This window comes from Amycolatopsis sp., assembly GCF_035546795.1.
Classification (GTDB): Bacteria; Actinomycetota; Actinomycetes; order Mycobacteriales; family Pseudonocardiaceae; genus Amycolatopsis_E.
Genome location: NZ_DASZWC010000059.1, coordinates 52,182 through 71,456, shown reverse-complemented (window position 1 = coordinate 71,456; position 19,275 = coordinate 52,182). Strand labels below are relative to the sequence as shown.

The window sequence follows — 19,275 nt, the reverse complement described above, 5'->3', positions numbered from 1 at the left end:
CGGTGCGGAAGCATCGTGTGTACCGACGAGCGAAGGGACCCGGCCATGGCGGACATCAACCCGGTGATCAACTTCCCGCGCTGGATCGAGGAACACGAGCATCTGCTCAAACCCCCGGTCAACAACAAGCAGGTGTGGACCGGCACCGGCGATTTCATCGTGCAGGTGGTCGGCGGTCCCAACCAGCGCACCGACTTCCATGTCGACCCCTACGAGGAATGGTTCTACCAGTACAAGGGGAACATGCACGTGAACATCGTGACCGAGGACGGTCCGCGCACGGTGCACATCTCCGAAGGCTCGATGTGGCTGCTGCCGGGGAACGTGCCGCATTCGCCGCAGCGCCCGGAACCCGGCTCGATCGGGATCGTGCTGGAGCGCATCCGCGAAGAGGGCACGCTGGAGAAGTTCCAGTGGTACTGCCCGGAATGCGGCGCGCTGGTGCACGCGGCCGAGCTCCAGGTGCGGGACATCGTGACCGACCTGCCGCCGGTGTTCGAGCAGTTCTACAAGGACGAGAAGCTCCGCACCTGCCCCGCGTGCGGGCATCTGCACCCGGGAAAGGGCTGAGGCGTGCCGGTCATCGACGTCCACACGCACTACGTTCCCCGCGCCTGGCCCGACCTGGGTGCCGAGACGGGCGAAGCGGCGAAGCCATGGCTGCGCATCGAGTCCGAACGCGACGCCACGATCATGCTCGGCTCGGGTGAGTTCCGCCGGATCCGGCACGAATCCTGGGACGCCGGGGCTCGTCTGTCCGAAATGGACGCGGACGGGGTCGACGTCCAGGTTGTCTCGCCTACCCCGGTCTTCTTCTCCTACGGCGCTTCCGGGCCCGCCGCCGCGAAGATCGCGCGGATCTTCAACGATCTCGCGCTGGAGATCTGCGCCCCCGCGCCGGCCCGGTTCCTGCCGTTCTGCCAGGTGCCGCTGCAGGATCCGGACCTGGCCTGCGCCGAGGTGGAGCGCTGCCTCGCCGCCGGCCACCGCGGGGTGGAGATCGGCAACCACGTCGGCGACCGCGATCTGGACGACGCGGGGATCGTCACGTTCCTGCAGCACTGCGCGAGCGTCGGCGCCCCGGTTTTCGTGCACCCGTGGGACATGCCGGGCTCGCCGCGGCTGAACCGGTGGATGGCCCAGTGGCTGACCGGGATGCCCGCCGAGACGCATCTGTCGATCCTGGCGCTGGTGCTGGGCGGCGTGCTCGACAAGGTGCCGCGGTCGCTGCGGTTGTGCTTCGCGCACGGCGGCGGCTCGTTCCCGTACTGGGTCGGCCGGATGGACAACGCGTGGCACGGCAGGCCCGACGTGATCGCGACCTCGGAGCATCCGCCTTCGCACTACCTCGACCGGTTCAGTGTGGACAGTGTGGTGTTCAGCGAACCCGCGCTGCGCCTGCTGGTCGACACGATGGGCCCGGACCACGTGCTGCTCGGCAGCGACTACCCGTACCCGCTGGGGGAACGCCCGGTCGGGAAAGTGGTGCGGGAGGCCGGTTTTCTCGGCGAGGACGACCGCGCCCGGCTGCTCGGCGGGAATGCCGCGGCGTTCCTCGGCCTGTCCTGAGCGGGCGGCGGCCCGTGCCGGGATCAGAAGGTCCAGCGGGTGGCGCCGTAGGGCTCCTCGGTCTGGACGGCGTGCGCCGTGGCCACTTCGATTTCGTAGACGTGCCACGGCGGCGGGCCCGCGGACTGCGCGTTGTAGGGCGCGGTGATCGCTTTCCCGGACTCGTCGAGTGTCGCGGGCCAGCCGTGCGCCGACCATTGGGCGGCCAGTTCGGTGACCACGGCGGGCTCGGTGACCAGACGCGCGGTGCCGTTGACGCTGAGGTCGAACCGCTCGGCCGAGATGCTGAGCGCGCACCGCGGGTCACGGGCGACGTTGCGGCCCTTGCGGGAACTCTGCCCGGTCTGGAACCAGAACCGGTCGCGCGCCCACAACGCGCCGACGACGGTGACGTGCGGGCTGCCGTCGGCGTTGATCGTGGCGAGCCAGAAGCTGTGGCGGCCGGGCCCCTGGTCGATCCCGGCGTCGAGCGCGGCACGCACCCGGGCCCAGTCCATCGGCGGGGCTTCGTACAGCTCGGCGAGGTTTCGGGTTTCCATCGTGCTGCCCTCCTTCGGTGACGCGGTCGTCAGGACAGACCTGGGCCGGGACGGAAACTCATCGGCACTGGGTTCTTTCCCCGGGCGGCGGAGCCGCTGTCTCTAGATCTCGGCCAGGCGCTTGTGGAGCAGCGCCTTGCTGCGGGCGAGGTTCGGCGCGTCCACGGTCAGACGGTCGAAGCTGCGGCCGTACTGTTCCACGTCGTCGCGGCGTTCGAGGTACAGCGCGCCGGTGCGGTGTTCGATGTAGACGACGTTGGGCAGCTCCGGTTCGGCGAACTGCAGCACCGTGAACGCGCCCTCGCCGGCGTACCCGCTGCGCTCGAACGGCACGATCTGCACCGACACGTTCGGCAGTTCGAGCAGCTCCAGCAGGTGCCGGAGCTGCGCCTTCAGCACCGGCGGGCCGCCGACGGGGCGGTGCAGCACGGACTCGTCGAAAATCGCCCACAGTTTCGGCGCCGACGGTTTGGTCAGCAGGCTCTGCCGGCGCATCCGCACCGCCACCCTGGCCGCACTCGCCTCGTCCTCCAGCGCCGGGTCGCCGTGCGAGGTCACCGCCCGCGCATACGCTTGCGTCTGCAGCAACCCCGGTACGAAGGTCATCTCGTACGTGCGGATCCTCCAGGCGGCCTCCTCCAGCCCGAGGTACGTGTCGAACCACGCGGGCAGCGACTCGCCGAACTGCTGCCACCAGCCCGTTTCGTTGGCCTGGCGCACCATGTCCACGGCCCACGCCATCGCCTCGGCGTCGTCCGCGCGGTAGAGCCGCAGCAGGTCGAGGACGTCACGTTCCTTGCAGCCGACCCGGCCCAGCTCCATCCGGCTGATCTTCGACTCCGACGCCCTGATCTCGCGCGCCGCCTCCGCCCGCGCGACGCCCGAGCGCTCCCGCAGCCGCCGCAGCTGGGCGCCGAGCACCATCCGCCGTACCGTCGGACCCATCTCGGGACGGTCGCGATCGGGCATCACAACATCAACTCTCCGCTACGGGAAGTGCCGGACCCACGAGTGTACTGATCCGTTGCTCATTTTCCGAGCAGCGCTTTCAGCCCCGGTTCCCGCCGGTGCGCCAGTGGTGTCGCGGGCTCGTCGGCGGTCGCGAGCGACGCCACCGACAGCAGTTCGGGCACGGTCAGATCGGGATGTGTGACCGCCCAGTCCTCCCGGTGGAACGGCATGTCGAGCTCGGCCCGGTGCAGGTCCAGCACCACCGGCACCGCGGGCAGCCTGCCCAGGATCTCCGGCCACGGGACGACCCCCTCGCCGACCGGGCGCATCCGCCGCGCCAGCCCCGCCGGGGTCCAGGTGATCGCGGCGTCGTCGAGGAACACGGTGTGCACCAGCGGCGCGAGACGGCGGGCGGCGGCGACGGGATGTTCCAGGCGGGTCAACAGGTTCACCGGGCTGAACCCGGCCACGACCCCGGTGGCCTCGGCGAAGCGGAGCAGTTCGAAAGACGTCATCTCCTCGTGCGTTTTGAGCACCAGCGGAATACCCACCTCGTCGGCCGCGCGCACCAGCGGGCGCACCAGTTCCGCCGTGGCGGCGAGCTGTCGGGGCCAGTCGCCGGAGAACCGGTCCTCCAGCGTGCCCACGGTGAAATGCAGCGATTCCACCGTCAGCCGGGCAGCCGCGTCGATCATCCGGCGCCAGCCGCGGACCGGGTCACCGTCGCCCAGCTCCATCGCCTCCGTGGCACGTCCGGGGTGGGCGGCGTTGATCGCCCCGAGCCCGGCCGCGAGCCGGATGCCGGACAGCTCGACGGCGAGTGCGTCCAATGTGGACTCGTCCAGCGTCGGGGAGAACCAGCGCAGCCCCGGCAGCTGGCACAGCTCCAGTTCGCCCAGCGCGGCCCGCAGGCCCGCCGGGCCGTCCGGCACGACGGGCAGATCGCGCAGCACGATCCCGCGGATCACGCCGCATCCACCACGGCACGCACGTGATCGCGGGACCGCCGGACGTACTCCCACGCGTCGTCCAGCGTCCACGGCGCCTGCGCGTACTCCTCGTGCCCGGGTATCTCCCCCGCCGCGATCCGCTCCTCATAGCGTTGCAGCAGCAGGAAATACTCCGTCAGCTCCGGCACCGTCAGGTCCGGGTGCGCCGCGATCCACTCCGGCTCGTACAGCGAGATGGCCGCGCGCTTGTCCTTGCCGCGCCTGGGCAGTCCGGGCGCTCCCCCGTAGTCGCGCACCTCCAGCGACAGGTGCAGATCCGGGTTCGCGGCCAGCAGGACCGGCAGGATCCCGGCCATCCCGACCACCCCGTCGCCGACCGGCCGCATCTGGAACGCGAGTCCGTCGGGCAGCCGGAACAGCCCGGCGTCCTTGATGTGGGTCTGCCGCACGTAGGGCGCGATGCGCTCGGCCGCGCGCACCGGGTGTTCGGCGCGCTGCAGCACGTTGGCGGTGTCGAAGGTGATCCCGACCGTGTCCGGGCCGACCGTCTCGACGATGCGCACCAGTTCGAACGTGGTGATCTCTTCGTGCGTCTCCAGGTTGACGTGGATGCCGAGATCACGGGCGATCGGCGCCAGCAGTGTCAGGAACTTCGCGGTGGCGTCGAGCTGATCGGCCCACGGCACGTCGGTGCGGAACCGGTCGTAGGCGAAGCGGCCTTCGTACGGTTTGATCGTCGCGGTTTCGCCCCACAGCTCGGTGATCCCGATGTCCGCGGCGGCCTCCATCATGCGCCGGAAGCCCGCGACCGTGTCGCCGTCGCCGAGCGCGCGCAGTTCCGGGGACTCGGCGAGGTTGTACGGGTTCACCTTGCCCAGCCCGGCTTCCAGGTACATGCCCAGCTCGTCGGCCTTCTCCCGCACCGCGCGCAGCTCGCCGGGGTCCAGCTCCGCGCTCAGGTGCAGGATGGTGCGGAAGAACAGTCCTTCCAGCCCTTCCTTCGCGGCGCGTTCGAGCTGCTCGACCGGGCTGTACCGGGCCGATTCGGGCAGTTTCAGGGCATCGCTGCCAAGCCGCACGGCGGCTCCTTTCCTAGTGGGATCGCGCGGACAAGACGCGCTCGGGATCCGGGACCGCGGCCAGCAGCTCCCGGGAGTATTCGTGGCGTGGGTGGCCGAAAACCTGCTCCCGTGTGCCTTCCTCGACGATCCGGCCGGAGCGCAGCACGGCCACCCGCGTGCACAGGTAGTTCACCACCGCGAGGTCGTGCGACACGAACAGAATGGACAGTCCCAGCTCGTCCCGCATGTCCAGCAACAGGTTCAGCACCTGCGCCTGCACCGAGACGTCCAACGCGGACACCACCTCGTCGCACACCAGCAGCCGCGGCCCGACGGCCAGCGCGCGGGCGATCGCGATGCGCTGGAGCTGCCCGCCGGAGAACGACGACGGAAAGCGGCCGAGATCGGCGGGCCGCAGGCCGACCATGCCCAGCAGCTCCACCACCCTGTCCCGCCGCGCGCGGGCGTCCGGCAGCCGCCGGTGCACGACGAGCCCTTCGCCGACGAGCTGTTCCACCGTCATCCTGGGATTCAGGCTGCCCAAGGGATCCTGGAACACCATCTGCACGTCCTGCCGGTACGCGCGCGCCGCCGCGCCGCGCATCCGGAGCACATCCTTGCCGGCAAAGGAAATCGAGCCCGAGTCCGGGCGGACGAGCTTCAGCACGCAGCGCAGCACCGTCGACTTGCCGGAGCCGGATTCGCCGACCAGCCCGACCACTTCGCCCTCACCGACAGTGAGCCCGACGTCCTCGACGGCTTGCACGGACCGGTAACGCTTGGTCAGTCCACTGATCTCGAGCAGGCTCATACCGGCGCTCCCACCGTGAGATGACAGGCGGCCGAATGCCCGTCGCCGACTTCGGCCGGTACGGGCCGCTCTTCGCTGCACGCGGCCATGGCGACCGGACAACGCGGATGGAACGCACACCCGGACGGCCGCCGTGCCGGATCCGGCGGGCTACCCGGCATCGGTTCGAGGCGCCGCCCCGCGCCGCTCATCGTCGGCACCGCACCGAGCAGCCCGCGCGTGTACGGGTGCGCGGGCCCGGTGAACAGTTCCCGCACCCCGGCCGTTTCCACCGGGCGCCCCGAGTACAACACCATCACCCGGTCCGCGAACCCCGCGACCACGCCGATGTCGTGGGTGATCAGCAGAACGGCCAGGTTCCGCTCGCGGGCGACGCGCGCGAGCAGGTCGAGCACCTGTTGCTGGACCCGGACGTCGAGCGCCGTGGTCGGTTCGTCGGCGACGAGCAGCTTCGGCTCGCCGATCAACGCCATCGCCATGGCGACACGCTGGCGCATCCCGCCGGAGAACTCGTGCGGATAAGCCCGCGCGCGCCGCGCTGCCCCGGGCACTCCGAGCTCGTCGAGCAGTGTGACCGCGCGCCGACGGGCGTCCTTTTTGGACACTCCGCGCACGATCAGTGGTTCCGCCACCTGGTCGCCGATGGTCATGATCGGATTCAACGCCGACAACGGGTCCTGGCAGACCATCGCGACCTCGCGGCCGCGGACCTTCGCCATTTCCTTCTCCGGCAAGGAAAGCAGCTCACGACCGGACAACCGGATGCTGCCGGCCACGCGCAGCGCGTCGTCCAGGCGCAGCAACGCCCGCGCCGTGACCGACTTCCCCGAGCCGGACTCGCCCACCAGCGCGACCCGCTCGCCCTCGCCGATCGTCAGGGAAAAGTCGCGCACGAGCGGGATTCCCGCGCCCGCGGTGATCTCCAGGTTCTCGACTTCCAGCAGGCTCATGCTCATACTCCTTCCGCGCGCCGGCGCAACGCCGGGTCGCTGCGCACGTGCAGCAGATCGCCCAGCAGCCCGAACGCGGCCGTGGTGACCGCGATCGCCAGGCCGGGGAACAACGCCATCCACCACGAGGTCGACACGAAACCCTTGGCGCCGTTGACCATCGCGCCCCATTCGGCCGACGGCGGCTGCGCGCCGGCGCCGATGAACGACAGCGCGCCGATCACCAGCACCGTGTTGCCGATGTCGCCGGCCCATTTCACCCACACCACCGGCATCGAGTTCGGCAGCACATGCCGCAGCATCAGCCGCGTCCGCGAAACCCCGAGCGTGCGGGCGCCTTCGACGAACGGCAGCGTCATCGTTTCCGCCATGACCCCGCGCAGCAGCCGCGCGGTCATCGGCCAGCCGGTGAGCACGAGCGCGACGATCACCGACCGCAGGCCCGAACCGAGCGCCGCCGCGACGGCGAGGGCGAAGATCATGCCGGGGAACGCGAGCACGACGTCGGTCAGCCGCATCAGGATCTCCCGCACCCATCGCGGCCCCAGGGTCGCGACGACGGCGACGAGCGTGCCCACGACCGCGTATCCGGCGACGACGAGCATCGCCGACAGCAGCGTGTCCCGGCAGCCGACGACGATGCGCCACGCGACATCGCGGCCCTGATCGTCGGTGCCGAACCAGTGCGCGGCGCCCGGGCCCTGCGCCGCCTCCGTGATGTGCGAGGCGTAGACATCCGGCGCGAACAGCGGGCCCACCAGCGCGACCAGCACGATCAGCGCGACCAGGCCGAGCGTCACGGCGTCGAGCACGGAGGAGGAACCGCGGCGCACGCCCCAGGCGAGCCGGACCCGGCGGCGCGGGACCGCGGAGGCAAGGTCGGACATGTCAGGCTCCCATCTCGGCTGTCCGCACCCGCGGGTCGCGGACCAGCTGGATCAGGTCGACGAGCAGGCTGGTGAGCACCACGATCAGCCCGATCACCAGCACCCCGCCCTCGACGGAGACGGTGTCCTTCTGCGCCACGGCGTTGGTGAGGAACGCGCCGAGCCCGTCCCGGCCGAACACCGATTCGACGAGCACGGCCCCGCCGAAGAGGTAGCCGAACTCCATGCCCAGCAGGATGATCACCGGGTTCATCGCCTGCGGCACCACGTGTTTCGAGATCAGCCGCCGCCGCGGCACCCCGTTCGCGCGGGCCATCTGGACGTGCTCGCGGGTCAGCACGCGCAGCAGTTCGGCGCGGGCCACCCGGTAGGTCATCCCGATCTGGGGCACCGCGAGCACGAGCGCGGGAAGGAACAGGTGCTGCACCGCGTCCCAGGCCGCCGCCGGATTCCCGGCCAGCAGCGAATCCAGCACCGTGAAGCCGGTGACCGGCGGGACGCTGAACCAGGCCGAGAGCCGCCCGGAGATCGGCAGGATACCCAGTTTCGCGCCGAACACGAACTGCACCATCAGCGCCAGCCAGAACACCGGCAGCCCGGCGGCGATGATCACCAGCACCCGGCGGGCCGAGTCCCCCGCGCCACGGTCGCGCAGCGCCGACAGCGCGGCCAGCGGCACCCCGATCACGATCGACAGCAGGATCGAGGTGACGACGAGTTCCGCGGTGCCGGGCAGCACGTCCAGTACCGCCTGCCCGACCGGGCCGTGGGTGGAGCTGGAGGTGCCGAGGTCGCCGTGCAGCAGCCTGCCGAGGAAGCTCAGCCACTGCAGCACAAGCGGTTCGTCGAGCCCGAGCTGGTGCCGCATCGCCTCGACCTGCTCCGGGGTGGCGCCGGGGCCGGCGGCGACCCGGGCTTCGTCCCCGGGGACGAGCTTGAGCAGGAAGAACACCACGGTGGCCAGCGTGAGCAGGGTGCCCGCGGCGCCGAGTAACCGGCGCAGCAGGAAGTACGCCTGCGATCGCATCCGGATCTCCTCAGTTGCCAACGGTCAGCGCGGCGAGGTCGACACCGCCCGCGGGCGCGCTCACGTCCACCCCGCGCACGTCGGAGCGCGCTCCGTAGGTGTTGTTGGTGGTGTAGAGCGGCATCGAGGCCGCGTCCCCGTCGATGATCGTCTGCGCCTGGGAGTACAGTCCACATCGGACGGACGCGTCCGGGGTCCGGCTCGCCTGCTCGATCAGCGCGTCCACCTGGTCGTTGTGGTAGGCCGACTTGTTCGTGCCGGTGGCCTGCGACCAGTAGGTCTGGGTGACCATCACGCCGGCGTCCGGATACTGCGCGGATTCGGTCAGCAGCATGATGTCCGGCACGGTCGCCGGGTCCGACAGTGTGGTCAGGTAGTCGGCGAAGGCGATCGGCTGCAGGTTCAGCGTCACGCCGATCTCCTTCAGGTCCGACTGCAGCAGCGTCGCTTCCCTGGCCTGCTCGGCGAAAGCAGGCTGGAAGCGCATCGTCAGCGTCAGCCCGGAAAGCCCGGCGCCGGCGAGAATCCGCTTCGCCTGGTCGAGGTTCCGCGCCGCGGTGGGCAGGTTCGGGCGGCAGGTCATGTTGGTGGGCAACGGCCCGTTCGCGATGGTGCCGAGCCCGGAGCGAATGCCCGCGAGCCCGCCCTGGTAGTCGTACGCCAGCCGCACGGCCTCGCGGATGGCCTTGTTCGCCAACTGCCCGTGCGAGGTGTTGAAGTAGATGATCGCCTGGCCGCCCGGGATCTGCGTGGTGGTGCGCCCGGCGGCGGTGACGTCCGCCGCGGACTGCGCGTCGATCTGCCCGACGTCGACACTCCCGGCCTTGAGCTCGTCCCGGGCGGTGGCGAACTCGTCGATCCGGCGCAGTGTGAAGGTCCGCGGCCGCTTTTCGTTGTACTGCCAGTACTTCGCGAACCGGGTGGCGGTGTAGGTACCTGCCGCGGCGGAGCTGAGCGAGTACGGCCCGGAGCCCGCGTCGTGGTTGAGCAGCCACGACTGCGCCTTGTCGGTGCCCGCGTTTTGCTTCACCAGCACCGAATCGAGGATGTAGACGCGGCTGAGCGCGCCGAGGAAGAGCGGATCGGCGTGCTTGAGCTTGATCTTCACGTGCTGGGCGTCGGTGACGGTACTGGAGGCGTAGCTGCTGATCAGGCTCGCGATGCCGACGCCGAGGTCACGGTAGCGATCGAGGCTGTAGGCGACATCGTCGGCGGTGAACGGGTTCCCGCTGTGGAAGGCGACCCCGGTCCGCAGCGTGAGGTCGATGCTGGTGAGGTCGGCGCTGTAGGTGAACTCGCCGGCGAGCGCGGGCACCATCACGCCCTTGTCGTAGCCGACGAGGGTGTCGTAGAAGAGCTGGTCGGCGGTGTCCACCTGCAGGTAGCTGGCGCGCGCCGGGTCCAGGGTGGTGACCTCGTTGCGGTAGGCGTAGACGAGGCTGTCCTGCTTCGCAGGCGGCCCGCCCGCCGCCGTGCCGGCGGTGCAGGCGGTCGCGGCGAGCAACGGCACGGCGAGCGCGGCGAGGCTCCATCGCCGGAATGCGCGGTGGCGCTGAGACATCGAAGTCCTCCTCGGGAGGTGGGGCACGGGGCGCGCGGTACCACAACGGCGCCGTCTGGGAGAAGTTGCCGTGACGGTATACCGTTCCGATCAGAACGCCAGGCCTCTTCTGTAAATCCGCTGTTAACACCCTGACCTTGGATTTCACTTGGGACCAGAACCGCAAAATGGTATACAAATCAGGAAGGCAGGGTTCGATCGCGAGACAAGGCGACACATGCGAGTGCTGGTAGTCAACTGCAACACCTCGGCGGAGATGACCGTGGCGATCACGGACACCGCGCGGTCCGCCGCCGCGCCGGGCACCACGGTGATCGGCGCCCGGCCGTCCTGGGGGCCGGTCTCCGCGGAGGGGTACTACGAAAGCTTCATCTCCGCCGCCGCGGTCCTGGATTTGCTCAGCACCACAACGGAAACCTTCGACGCGGTGGTGATGGCCGGCTTCGGCGAGCACGGCCGCGAAGGCGCCCGGCAGCTGCTGGACGTGCCGGTCGTGGACATCACCGAGGCGGCCGCGCAGCTGGCCTGCCTGCTGGGCAGCCGGTTCGGGGTGGTGACCACCGTGGGCGCCGCGGTGATACCGATCGAGGAGAGCCTGCGCACCGCCGGGCTGCTGGCGCGCTGCGCCGGGGTGCGCGCGTGCGAGGTCGATGTGCTGGACCTGCACGAAGACCCGCACGCGACGGCCGCGGCGCTCACCGTCGAAGGCCGGCGGCTGCTCGCCGAGGGCGCCGACGTGCTCGTGCTCGGCTGCGCCGGGATGGGCGGCCTGGACGTGCAAATGGAAAAGGCGCTCGGCGTGCCCGTGGTGGACGGGGTCGCCGCCGCCGTGAAACTGTGCGAAGCCTTGGTATGCCTGGGAAAACGCACCGGCAAGACCGGCCCGTACGCGCCGCCCTCGTCCGTCAAGCACCGGCCCGGCTGGCCGGTGTCCGGCCTGTCCCGGCTGGAATCCCGCTAACCGAGGAGCGTTTCGTGCTCAATCCGCAGCGTCAGCACCTGGTCGAAGGCAGCCACTGGGTCAGCCCCGTCGACTTCGAACCCGAGGTCACCGACGGGTTCGACTTCCCCGAACCGTTGCGCGTCATCGACTCCACCCTGCGCAAGACCCTGTTCACCGCCGGGCACGCCACCTCGCGGCTGGGGTTCCAGCGTATCGCCGAGGCACTGGTGGATCTCGGCATCGAGGACGAGAGCATCAACATCAACTGGAGCGGTGCCACGCATCCGGGCCCGCAGGAGTGGGCGCTGCTGGAGGCGATCGTCGAAGGCGGGTTTCCCTTCCGCCTCAACGTGTACACCGACACACTGCTGAGCAACGGTCGCGACCACCAGCCGGTCTCGGCCCGGCAGACCGTCGGCGAACTCGCCGCCGCCGGGGTACGGATCGCGGCGCCCGGCATCCTCGAAGCGCCCGACGACGCCGCGCAGGCGCGCCAGATCGAGGAGCTGGAAGAGTACTTCGAGTACGCGGCGCAGGCGGGCCTGGAAACCACGATCACCCTCGCGCAGGTGGGCCGCCGCGATTTCGGCCGGATGGTCACGATGGTCGATCACGCCGTGCGCCTCGGCGCCACCCGCCTGGACCTGATGGACTCCACCAGCAGCCTCACCCCCGAGGCGATGAAGGTGTTCGTCCGCCGGTTCCGCGCGGCGCTGGCCCGCGAAGTGCCCTTGACCATGCACGTCCACGACGAGTTCGGACTGGCCACCGCGGGCGCGATCGCGGCCGCCACCGCCGGGGCCGCGCCGGACGTGGCGATGAACGGGATGTCCTACCGGTGCGGGTTCGCGCCGCTGGAGGAAGTGGTATTGGCGCTGGAAACCCTCTACGGCGTGGACACCGGGATCAACCTCGGCCGCATCCAGCACGTCGCGCGGGTCGTCGAGCGCGAGTCGGGTGTCGAGCTGCCCGCGCTGAAACCGCTGACTGGCCGATACGCGTACCTCAAGAACATGCCCGGCGACGTGGCCGCCGCGATTTCCCAGGGACAGCACGCTTTTCCGCCGATCAGTCACGGGCTGGTGCCCTCCGCGCTGGGGCAGGAACTGACCTGGGTGTGGAGCGGGCTCAGCTCGGAAGGGATGGTGCGTGCCCTGGCCGCACACGAAGGCGTCGACGTCACCACGGACGAGGTCCTGGTGCTGCGGCGGGCGATGGACGCGACCGTCGCCGCCGTGCCCCGGTATCCCCGCTGGCTGACCGCCGCCCAGGCCACCGCCCGGTTCCACGAGTTGCTGGCCGGGCTGCGCACCCCGCGCACGCGAGAAGAACTGCGCGCCGCCCTCGCCTTCGCCAATCAGCACGAGCCCTGGATCGAGGCCGCCCTCGTCGACGCCGATACCGCCGCGCTGATCCAGAATGCGTGGAATGCTGTCTCGATGATCGAAGACCTGCCGTCGATGCTGGCCCACTGCAATCCGCTGGGCGAGGCCGTCCCCGACGACAGTGCACGCTCGAAAGCTTCGGCGGCCGAAGAAGCGGGCGTCGGTGAGGCGCCGGAGATCACGAAACTGGCAGCCGAGTACGAGCGGCGGTTCGGGTTCCGCTTCGTGCTCGCCACGACCGGGCTCGGTCCGGACGACGTGCTCGCGCGGTTGCACACCCGCCTGGCCGGCGGCGCCGAGGCCGAACTGGAGACCGCGCGCCGCGAGCTGCGCACGATCATCGACAACCGGCTGATCGCGAGGCTGACATGAGATCGTCCGAAGTGGACATCGCGGAGTCGTTGTCGGCGCAGGTTTACACGACGCTGCGCGAGCGGATCATCACCGGCACCTATCCGCAGGGCTCCCGCCTGCCGGAACAGAAGCTCGCGATCGATCTGTCGGTGTCGCGGATCCCGCTGCGCGAGGCGATCCAGCAACTGGAGGTTGACGGGCTCGCACAGAGCCTGCCCCGGCGCGGCGCGATCGTGTGGACCTGGACCACACAGGCCATCCACGATCTGTTCGACGTGCGGCTGTCGCTGGAGGTGTCGGCCGCCGCGCTGGCGGCCCGCCGGGTCGGCGCCGGCGCGGATGTGACGGCGATGGAGGAAGCGCTTTCCCGCCAGCACAAATCGCTCGACGAACACTCGCCGCTGGGCATCGCCGAGGCCAGTACGGCGTTCCACCAGGCAGTCATGCGCACCACCGGCAACGAGCTGCTCACCTCCCTCGGCGGCGCGGTGACCAGCCGGATGGTGTGGCTGTTCTACCTCACCTCCGGCCGCGACCAGGAGCTCGCGTGCCAGGAGCACCACGAACTGTTCGACGCGATCTGCTCGGGCAACGAGCGGGTCGCCGAGGCGGTGGCCTACGCGCATATCGAACGTGGCCGGATCCCGACCCTGCAAGCGTTTCCGGAGCTGACATGAGCGAGCTTGCGAGCGAATCATCCAGCGCCATGCCGGCCGACGTAGTGATACTGCCGCGGCTTGCCGCGTCCGGAGAGGAGGCCGCATGAGTGAGCTGCACCTCACCGGGGTCCGGCCCTGGGGCGGCGATCTGTCCGATGTGGACATCAAGGACGGCCGGATCGCCGCGGTCCGCCCGGCGGGCGGCGTCGTTCCGGAGGGCGCGCTGGACGGCGAGGGCCGCCTGCTGATCCCCTCGTTCTCCGATGTCCACGTGCACCTGGACTCGACCCGGCTCGGTCTGCCGTGGCGGCCCAACGACTCCCCCGGCGGGGTCTGGGCCAACATGCTGCACGACCGTGCGCACTGGCGGGACGCCGAAGTCCCGATGACCGAGCGGTCCACCCGCATGCTGGAGCTGCTGATCGCGCGAGGCGTCACCCGCGTTCGCGGCTACGCGCAGATTGACGCCGACTGCAAGCTGGAGCGGTTCGAGGCCGTCGCCGCCGCCCGCGAGGCGCACGCCGGACGGGCCGACGTGGAGATCATGGCCTTCCCACAGGCCGGGCTGCTGCGCGAGCCGGGCGTGCCGGAGCTGATGGAAGAGGCGCTGCGCACCGGCGCGAACGTGATGGGCGGCCTCGACCCGTGCGGGGTGGACGGGGATCCGGTGCGGCATCTGGACGTCGTGTTCGGCCTGGCCGAGAAGTACGGCGTCGCGGTGGACGTGCACCTGCACGAGCCAGGCGAGCTGGGCCTGTTCAGCCTCGGCAAGATCATCGAACGCACGCGCGCCCTGGACATGCACGGCAAGGTCACCATCTCGCACGCCTTCACCCTCGCCCACACCCCCGCGCCCCGGCTGGACCCGGTGCTGGCGGAACTGGCCGAGCTGGACATCTCGGTCGCGACCGTCGCCCCGCCAGGCCCGAACACGTTGCCGCTGCTGAAGCTGACGGAAGCGGGCATCCGCGTGGGCCTCGGCGACGACGGCCAGCGCGACTACTGGTCCCCGTACGGCAACGCGGATCTCCTCGACCGCACCTGGCAACTGGCGTTCACCAACGGCTTCCGCAACGACGAGGTCGTGGAACACGCGCTGGCCGTCGGCACGTGGGGCGGCGCCTCGGTGTTCAGCCCGGAATTCCGTGCGCTGCATGGGGTCGGCGACCGGCCCGGGGTGGCGGTGGGCGACCCGGCGGACCTCGTGCTGCTCGCGGGCGAGACGCCCGCGGCGGCCGTGATGGACCGCCTGCCGCACCGCACGGTGCTCCACGCCGGCCGCGTCGTCGCGCACGACCTGGAGCTGGTGTGATGCGGCTGCGCGCGGAATGGGTGCTGGCCTACCGCGACGGCGACCACGTCCTGCTGCACGACGGCGAGGTGGTGGTCGAGGGCGACCGGATCGTGTCGGCCGGGCCGGCCACCGGTGCCCCGGCGACCGACCTGGGTACCGCGCTGCTGATGCCGGGCCTGATCGACCTCGACGCGCTGGCCGACATCGACCACGCGATCTACGACTCCTTCGGCGCGAGCGAGCTGGACTGGTCGCAGCACCATTTCCGGTACGGCCGGTTCGACGTGCTTTCCCGGCAGGACAAGGCTTTCGTGCGCCGGTATGCGTTCACACAGCTGCTGTTGCACGGCGTCACCACGGCGATGCCGATAGCGGCGGAAACACACAGCCGCTGGGCCGAGACCTTCGACGAAACCGTCGACATGGCGGCCGCGGCAAGGGAACTGGGCCTGCGGACGTACCTCGGGCCCAGCTACCGCAGTGGAGTCAACGTCGTGCTCGACGACGGCACCCCGGCGGTGCTGTGGGACGAGGCCGAGGGTGAAGCGGGTTTCGCGGACGCGGTCCGGTTCGCGCGGTGGGCTCGCGAGCAGGCGGATCCCTTGCTGCGGCCGGTATTCCTGCCCTGCCGCATCGAGACCGTGACCGAGGAGATCTTGAAGGCCACGGCCGCGGCGGCCGCGGAGCTGAACGTGCCGGTGCGGCTACACTGCCTGCAGGGCCTCGGCGAACGCGCGAAGCTGGGTGAGTCACCGCTGGCGGTGTTGCGGCGCACCGGGTTGCTCGGCGAGCGGCTGCTGATCCCGCACGGTATTTACGTCGACTCCCATTCCCGCGTCGCGACGGGGCGGGACGACGTCGCCGCGCTGGCGGCCGCCGGAGTGTCCATTGTGCACTGTCCGCTGACCTCGGCCCGGTACGGTTCGGCGTTGGAGTCCTTCGGCCGGTACCGCGCCGCCGGGGTGAACCTCACCCTCGGCACCGACTCGTTCCCGCCGGATCTGGTGCGAGGCATGGATTACGGCGTGAACATGGCGAAGGTCGTGGACCACCGGCTGGATGCGGCGAGCCCCGCGGACTACGTTCGAGCCGCCACCCTGAACGCCGCCCGCGCCCTGGGCCGCGAAGACCTCGGCCGCATCGCCCCCGGCGCGCAGGCGGACCTGGTCGCCTTCCCGCTGGACGACATCTGCGACGGCGTCCTCGACGATCCGGTGCGCACCCTGCTGTACAACCGCAACGCGAGGCACCCGCGCCTGACGATGGTCGCCGGCCACACAGTGGTGCGCGATGGTGAGCTGACAGGCTTCGACGTGGCCTCCGCGCGGACCCGCGCGGCGGAGATCCTGCGGCGGCTGAAGGAGGGCTACCCGACCCGCGACCGCAGGCGCCGCCCGGTGACGGAGATCTTCCCGCCGGAGTTCCCGGTCGTCGCGACACCATGACGGCGGGGTCGCGGCGGCCGGTGACCTTCACGCCCCGCCGGTCTCCAGGATCCCGAACACGTCGGCGAACAACTGGTCCACGCCCGCCTCGGTGGCCTTCGCCCAGTTCCGGCTGATCACGCGCACGCCCGCGCTCACCGCCGCCGACACCGTCTGCACGTAGAGATCGTCCGCGTCCCGGCCGGTCCGCGCGGCCACGCCCTCGGCCACGGCGTCCTCCAACGCCCGGCCCACCCGCAGTCCCGCCGCCACCAGTTCGGGATGCGCGACGAGCAGTTCCTGAAGCGGGGCACGGCTTTGCGCCATCACGGTGTGGCGGAACAGCTCGCGCACGGCCCGGCCCGCGGCGGCCATCGGCGACGCATCCGGCAGGTCGTCGCGGATGGCGTCGGTGACGTGGCCGGCGTATTCCTCGTCCCAGAGGAAGAGGGCTTCTTCCTTGCTGTCGAAGTAGTTGAAGAACGTGCGGCGCGAAACACCGGCCTCGGCGCAGATCGCCTCGACGGTGACCGAGTGTGGCGGCGCCTGCGTCATCAACCGGATCGCGGCATCGTGCAGCGCGATCCGGGTTGCCTGCTTCTTGCGGGCGCGCAGGCCCTCACCGCGCTCCGCCGCCCCGACCGACACGGCTGCCACCTTTCGTCTTCTTCCTCGCCGAGCGTAGCCGCCGTCCACCGCCGCCGAAAGTTGCACGAGAGCAATTTTGCATTAGTGCAAGTTTTGTGCTATCGTCATCGGGAAGCCGCCGGCCGACGGCTGAAAGGGGTTGGAGGCGTCGTCATGGCGGAGTTGGCACAAGACGCGGCGGAACCGAAGATCGGCGCGAAGACGCTGTTCAACGCGTTGTGGTTCCCGCTGTTCTTCGTATTCGGATTCATGATCTTCTATCTGGTCCCCTTCCACGCGCCCACGTTGCACAACGTCGACGTGGCCGTGGTGGGGCAGCAGCAGGCGACCGCGCTGTCCACGGCATTCGACGCGAAGGCGCCGGGCGCGTACGAAATCAGCGCCGTCGCCGACGACGCCGCGGCCCGGCAGGCGATCCTCGATCGGAACATCGTCGCCGCCTACGACCCGGCCACGTCGACGCTGTTCGTGGCGAAGGCCGACGGGCAGTCACTGGTGCAGGCGCTGCAAGCCACCTTCACTCCGGTCGCGGCGCAGGCATCCGGGGCACAGCTCCACGTGGTGGACGTCGCGCCCACCGCGTCCGGCGACCAGACCGGGGCGGGGCTGTTCTATATCCTCATGGTGGCCAACATCGCCGGCTACATCACGGTGATGATGCTGTTCCAGGCGGTGGCGATCCAGGGTGGCCGCAAGCTCGGGGTGCTGGCCGGGTTCGGGCTGCTGGCGTCGGTGATCGCGTTCGTGTTCGGCGTTTCGCTGCACGTCATGCCGTTCAACCTGTGGCTGCTGCCGGTGCTGTTCCTGCTGACGCAGGTGGTCGGCTGGGTGACCTTCGGGCTGGCGCCGTTCGTGAAGCAGTACATCCCGGGTGCGGCGATGGGCCTGTTCGTGCTGCTGAGCATCCCGTCCAGCGGGGGCGCGATCCCGGTGCAGATGGTGCCCGGCTTCTTCCGGTTCCTGCACCCGGTCATGCCGCTGGGCAACGCGATCGACGCCGCGCGCGGCATCCTCTACTTCGGCGGCACCGGGACCCTGCGGCCGATTCTCGTGCTGGCGGCGTGGTTCCTCGCCGGTGTCGGTCTGGTCGTGCTGGGCGGCGCGAAGGCGAAGCGGGCCGCTGCGGCCGAAGCGACGGACCTCGAAGGCGAACTCGCGGCAGAGGCCGCCGAGGCGGTGCCGGTGACCGAGTCGCCGGTGCTGATCGGGCACGTGCGGGACGCGCAGGGCAGGCCGGTGACCAGGGGCGCGGTGACGATCACCGACCACCACGGCAGGCAGCTCGGCCGCGCTTCGTTGTCCAGTGCGGGGATCTACACCCAGTCGCTGGAGGACGTGCCGCCGCAGTACCTGACCGTCGTCGTGGTCGCGCCGCATTTCCGGTCGGCGGCCGAACGCGTCGACGCGGGCCGGGAAGCCACCACCCGCCTGGACTTCACGCTCGCCAGGGCACACGGTGCGCAACCGGAGCGGGACACCAGCGCGGACGGCGCCGCCGCGATCGGCAGCGCGGGCGTGGTCCCGATCGAGTAGACCGGGCGCTTTCCTTGTGGCGCTCGGGGATCTTCGCTGCCCACAGTGGACCGAGTCGCGCGGGCCGGCGGGGCCGAGGCACTAGACTGGCCGGATGCCAGCGCCGAGATCCACGGACCGTCGCAGCCGCCGGTCCCGCGCGGCTCTCGAAGCGGCGCTGCTGCAGCTGATCGCCGGGCAGGATCTGAACCAGATCTCCATCTCCGACGTCACCACCCAGGCCGACGTGCACCGCTCCACGTTCTACGAGCACTACACCGACGTGCACGACCTGGCGGCTTCCGCGTGCACCTCGATGTTCGACGAGCTCATCGCGGCCACGTCGAAACTCACCCCCGCCGCCGACATGGCGGGCCAGGCCTTGCTCACCCAGGTTTTCGCGCACGTCGTCGAGCACCGGAAGCTGTACCGGGCGGTGCTCGGCGAGGAGGGCAGCGCCCGCGTGATCAACCAGCTGCTCGACCGCACGGCCGGCGCGGTGCAGGAGGACCTCACCGCCGCGGCCCCGGCCGCCGCGCAGGGCCACACCGCCGCCGTGCTCATCGCGGCCGGCCTGCTGGGCACGATCCTCGACTGGCTTCGCCGCGACTGTCCCGAAACCCCGGCCGAGCTCAGCGCCCTCGTCTGGCCGCACCTGCTGGCCGCCGCGAAAGCCCCGGACGCCTAGGAATCGGCGATCTCGCCGGCAGCCGACGTGAGCGCATCTGGCCACCGCGGCCCTCTCCAGTA

General features: G+C 70.4%; 19 protein-coding genes. 9 read left to right on the top strand and 10 right to left on the bottom strand.

Features of this window, described 5'->3' with window-relative positions:
* Positions 1–45: 45 nt before the first annotated feature.
* Both VHD82_RS30910 and VHD82_RS30905 read left to right on the top strand, forming a co-directional pair.
* Positions 46–570 carry a 3-hydroxyanthranilate 3,4-dioxygenase gene (locus VHD82_RS30910; RefSeq protein ID WP_325712068.1) on the top strand — a complete coding sequence of 175 codons (525 nt, stop codon included), beginning with the start codon at positions 46–48 and terminating at the stop codon, positions 568–570.
* Positions 571–573: 3 nt separating this feature from the next.
* The gene (locus VHD82_RS30905) at positions 574–1,569 is read left to right on the top strand and encodes an amidohydrolase family protein (protein ID WP_325712066.1); all 996 of its coding nucleotides are present in this window, start codon (positions 574–576) and stop codon (positions 1,567–1,569) included.
* A gap of 23 nt (positions 1,570–1,592) precedes the next feature.
* Here the strand turns inward: VHD82_RS30905 and VHD82_RS30900 are convergent, their stop codons facing one another.
* The 9 genes from VHD82_RS30900 to VHD82_RS30860 form a co-directional block, all read right to left on the bottom strand.
* The gene (locus VHD82_RS30900) at positions 1,593–2,108 is read right to left on the bottom strand and encodes a pyridoxamine 5'-phosphate oxidase family protein (protein WP_325712064.1); all 516 of its coding nucleotides are present in this window, start codon (positions 2,106–2,108) and stop codon (positions 1,593–1,595) included.
* 102 nt (positions 2,109–2,210) lie between these two features.
* Positions 2,211–3,053 carry a helix-turn-helix transcriptional regulator gene (locus VHD82_RS30895; protein WP_325712062.1) on the bottom strand — a complete coding sequence of 281 codons (843 nt, stop codon included), beginning with the start codon at positions 3,051–3,053 and terminating at the stop codon, positions 2,211–2,213.
* An 83-nt stretch (positions 3,054–3,136) separates the two neighbouring features.
* A complete protein-coding gene (locus VHD82_RS30890; RefSeq protein ID WP_325712060.1) occupies positions 3,137–4,027 on the bottom strand; it encodes a sugar phosphate isomerase/epimerase family protein in 891 nt (296 codons plus the stop codon).
* Positions 4,024–5,088 (bottom strand): sugar phosphate isomerase/epimerase family protein, encoded by a 1,065-nt coding sequence (locus tag VHD82_RS30885; protein ID WP_325712058.1) that lies wholly within the window; start codon positions 5,086–5,088, stop codon positions 4,024–4,026. The genes VHD82_RS30890 and VHD82_RS30885 overlap by 4 nt, the downstream gene beginning before the upstream one ends.
* Positions 5,089–5,101: 13 nt before the next feature.
* A complete protein-coding gene (locus VHD82_RS30880; protein ID WP_325712056.1) occupies positions 5,102–5,881 on the bottom strand; it encodes an ATP-binding cassette domain-containing protein in 780 nt (259 codons plus the stop codon).
* A complete protein-coding gene (locus VHD82_RS30875; RefSeq protein ID WP_325712054.1) occupies positions 5,878–6,831 on the bottom strand; it encodes an ABC transporter ATP-binding protein in 954 nt (317 codons plus the stop codon). The genes VHD82_RS30880 and VHD82_RS30875 overlap by 4 nt, the downstream gene beginning before the upstream one ends.
* Positions 6,832–6,833: 2 nt before the next feature.
* Positions 6,834–7,718 (bottom strand): ABC transporter permease, encoded by an 885-nt coding sequence (locus VHD82_RS30870; RefSeq protein ID WP_325712052.1) that lies wholly within the window; start codon positions 7,716–7,718, stop codon positions 6,834–6,836.
* A 1-nt stretch (position 7,719) separates the two neighbouring features.
* Complete coding sequence (locus VHD82_RS30865) at positions 7,720–8,745, bottom strand: ABC transporter permease (RefSeq protein ID WP_325712050.1); 1,026 nt, start codon at positions 8,743–8,745, stop codon at positions 7,720–7,722.
* Positions 8,746–8,755: 10 nt separating this feature from the next.
* Complete coding sequence (locus tag VHD82_RS30860) at positions 8,756–10,306, bottom strand: ABC transporter substrate-binding protein (RefSeq protein WP_325712048.1); 1,551 nt, start codon at positions 10,304–10,306, stop codon at positions 8,756–8,758.
* A 217-nt stretch (positions 10,307–10,523) separates the two neighbouring features.
* Here VHD82_RS30860 and VHD82_RS30855 point away from each other — a divergent pair, with 217 nt between their 5' ends.
* The 5 genes from VHD82_RS30855 to VHD82_RS30835 all read left to right on the top strand — a co-directional run bounded on the left by VHD82_RS30855 (position 10,524) and on the right by VHD82_RS30835 (position 16,386).
* Entirely contained in the window at positions 10,524–11,267 is a 744-nt protein-coding gene (locus tag VHD82_RS30855) for an aspartate/glutamate racemase family protein (protein ID WP_325712047.1), read from the top strand.
* A gap of 14 nt (positions 11,268–11,281) precedes the next feature.
* Entirely contained in the window at positions 11,282–13,006 is a 1,725-nt protein-coding gene (locus VHD82_RS30850; RefSeq protein ID WP_325712046.1) for a 2-oxo-4-hydroxy-4-carboxy-5-ureidoimidazoline decarboxylase, read from the top strand.
* The gene (locus VHD82_RS30845) at positions 13,003–13,665 is read left to right on the top strand and encodes a GntR family transcriptional regulator (protein ID WP_325712045.1); all 663 of its coding nucleotides are present in this window, start codon (positions 13,003–13,005) and stop codon (positions 13,663–13,665) included. Before VHD82_RS30850 ends, VHD82_RS30845 begins: the two co-directional genes overlap by 4 nt.
* Before the next feature lie 85 nt (positions 13,666–13,750).
* On the top strand, positions 13,751–14,959 hold the full coding sequence (locus VHD82_RS30840) for an amidohydrolase (protein ID WP_325712043.1): 1,209 nt from the start codon (positions 13,751–13,753) through the stop codon (positions 14,957–14,959).
* Entirely contained in the window at positions 14,959–16,386 is a 1,428-nt protein-coding gene (locus tag VHD82_RS30835) for a chlorohydrolase family protein (RefSeq protein WP_325712127.1), read from the top strand. Before VHD82_RS30840 ends, VHD82_RS30835 begins: the two co-directional genes overlap by 1 nt.
* A 27-nt stretch (positions 16,387–16,413) precedes the next feature.
* Here VHD82_RS30835 and VHD82_RS30830 read toward each other — a convergent pair whose 3' ends face one another.
* Complete coding sequence (locus VHD82_RS30830) at positions 16,414–17,013, bottom strand: TetR/AcrR family transcriptional regulator (protein ID WP_325712041.1); 600 nt, start codon at positions 17,011–17,013, stop codon at positions 16,414–16,416.
* 153 nt (positions 17,014–17,166) lie between these two features.
* Here VHD82_RS30830 and VHD82_RS30825 point away from each other — a divergent pair, with 153 nt between their 5' ends.
* Both VHD82_RS30825 and VHD82_RS30820 read left to right on the top strand, forming a co-directional pair.
* Positions 17,167–18,546, top strand: coding sequence for a carboxypeptidase regulatory-like domain-containing protein (locus VHD82_RS30825; protein WP_325712040.1), 1,380 nt, complete (start codon positions 17,167–17,169; stop codon positions 18,544–18,546).
* A 94-nt stretch (positions 18,547–18,640) separates the two neighbouring features.
* The gene (locus tag VHD82_RS30820; protein ID WP_325712038.1) at positions 18,641–19,213 is read left to right on the top strand and encodes a TetR-like C-terminal domain-containing protein; all 573 of its coding nucleotides are present in this window, start codon (positions 18,641–18,643) and stop codon (positions 19,211–19,213) included.
* The last annotated feature ends 62 nt before the right edge of the window (positions 19,214–19,275 follow it).

Bases quoted from the DNA above. Each gene is read 5' to 3' on its own strand.
- VHD82_RS30910 (WP_325712068.1), top strand. From the start codon at position 46: ATGGCGGACATCAACCCGGTGATCAACTTCCCGCGCTGGATCGAGGAA.
- VHD82_RS30900 (WP_325712064.1), bottom strand. From the start codon at position 2,108: ATGGAAACCCGAAACCTCGCCGAGCTGTACGAAGCCCCGCCGATGGAC.
- VHD82_RS30895 (WP_325712062.1), bottom strand. From the start codon at position 3,053: ATGGGTCCGACGGTACGGCGGATGGTGCTCGGCGCCCAGCTGCGGCGG.
- VHD82_RS30880 (WP_325712056.1), bottom strand. From the start codon at position 5,881: ATGAGCCTGCTCGAGATCAGTGGACTGACCAAGCGTTACCGGTCCGTG.
- VHD82_RS30875 (WP_325712054.1), bottom strand. From the start codon at position 6,831: ATGAGCCTGCTGGAAGTCGAGAACCTGGAGATCACCGCGGGCGCGGGA.
- VHD82_RS30870 (WP_325712052.1), bottom strand. From the start codon at position 7,718: ATGTCCGACCTTGCCTCCGCGGTCCCGCGCCGCCGGGTCCGGCTCGCC.
- VHD82_RS30865 (WP_325712050.1), bottom strand. From the start codon at position 8,745: ATGCGATCGCAGGCGTACTTCCTGCTGCGCCGGTTACTCGGCGCCGCG.
- VHD82_RS30860 (WP_325712048.1), bottom strand. From the start codon at position 10,306: ATGTCTCAGCGCCACCGCGCATTCCGGCGATGGAGCCTCGCCGCGCTC.
- VHD82_RS30855 (WP_325712047.1), top strand. From the start codon at position 10,524: ATGCGAGTGCTGGTAGTCAACTGCAACACCTCGGCGGAGATGACCGTG.
- VHD82_RS30845 (WP_325712045.1), top strand. From the start codon at position 13,003: ATGAGATCGTCCGAAGTGGACATCGCGGAGTCGTTGTCGGCGCAGGTT.
- VHD82_RS30840 (WP_325712043.1), top strand. From the start codon at position 13,751: ATGAGTGAGCTGCACCTCACCGGGGTCCGGCCCTGGGGCGGCGATCTG.
- VHD82_RS30835 (WP_325712127.1), top strand. From the start codon at position 14,959: ATGCGGCTGCGCGCGGAATGGGTGCTGGCCTACCGCGACGGCGACCAC.
- VHD82_RS30825 (WP_325712040.1), top strand. From the start codon at position 17,167: ATGGCGGAGTTGGCACAAGACGCGGCGGAACCGAAGATCGGCGCGAAG.
- VHD82_RS30820 (WP_325712038.1), top strand. From the start codon at position 18,641: ATGCCAGCGCCGAGATCCACGGACCGTCGCAGCCGCCGGTCCCGCGCG.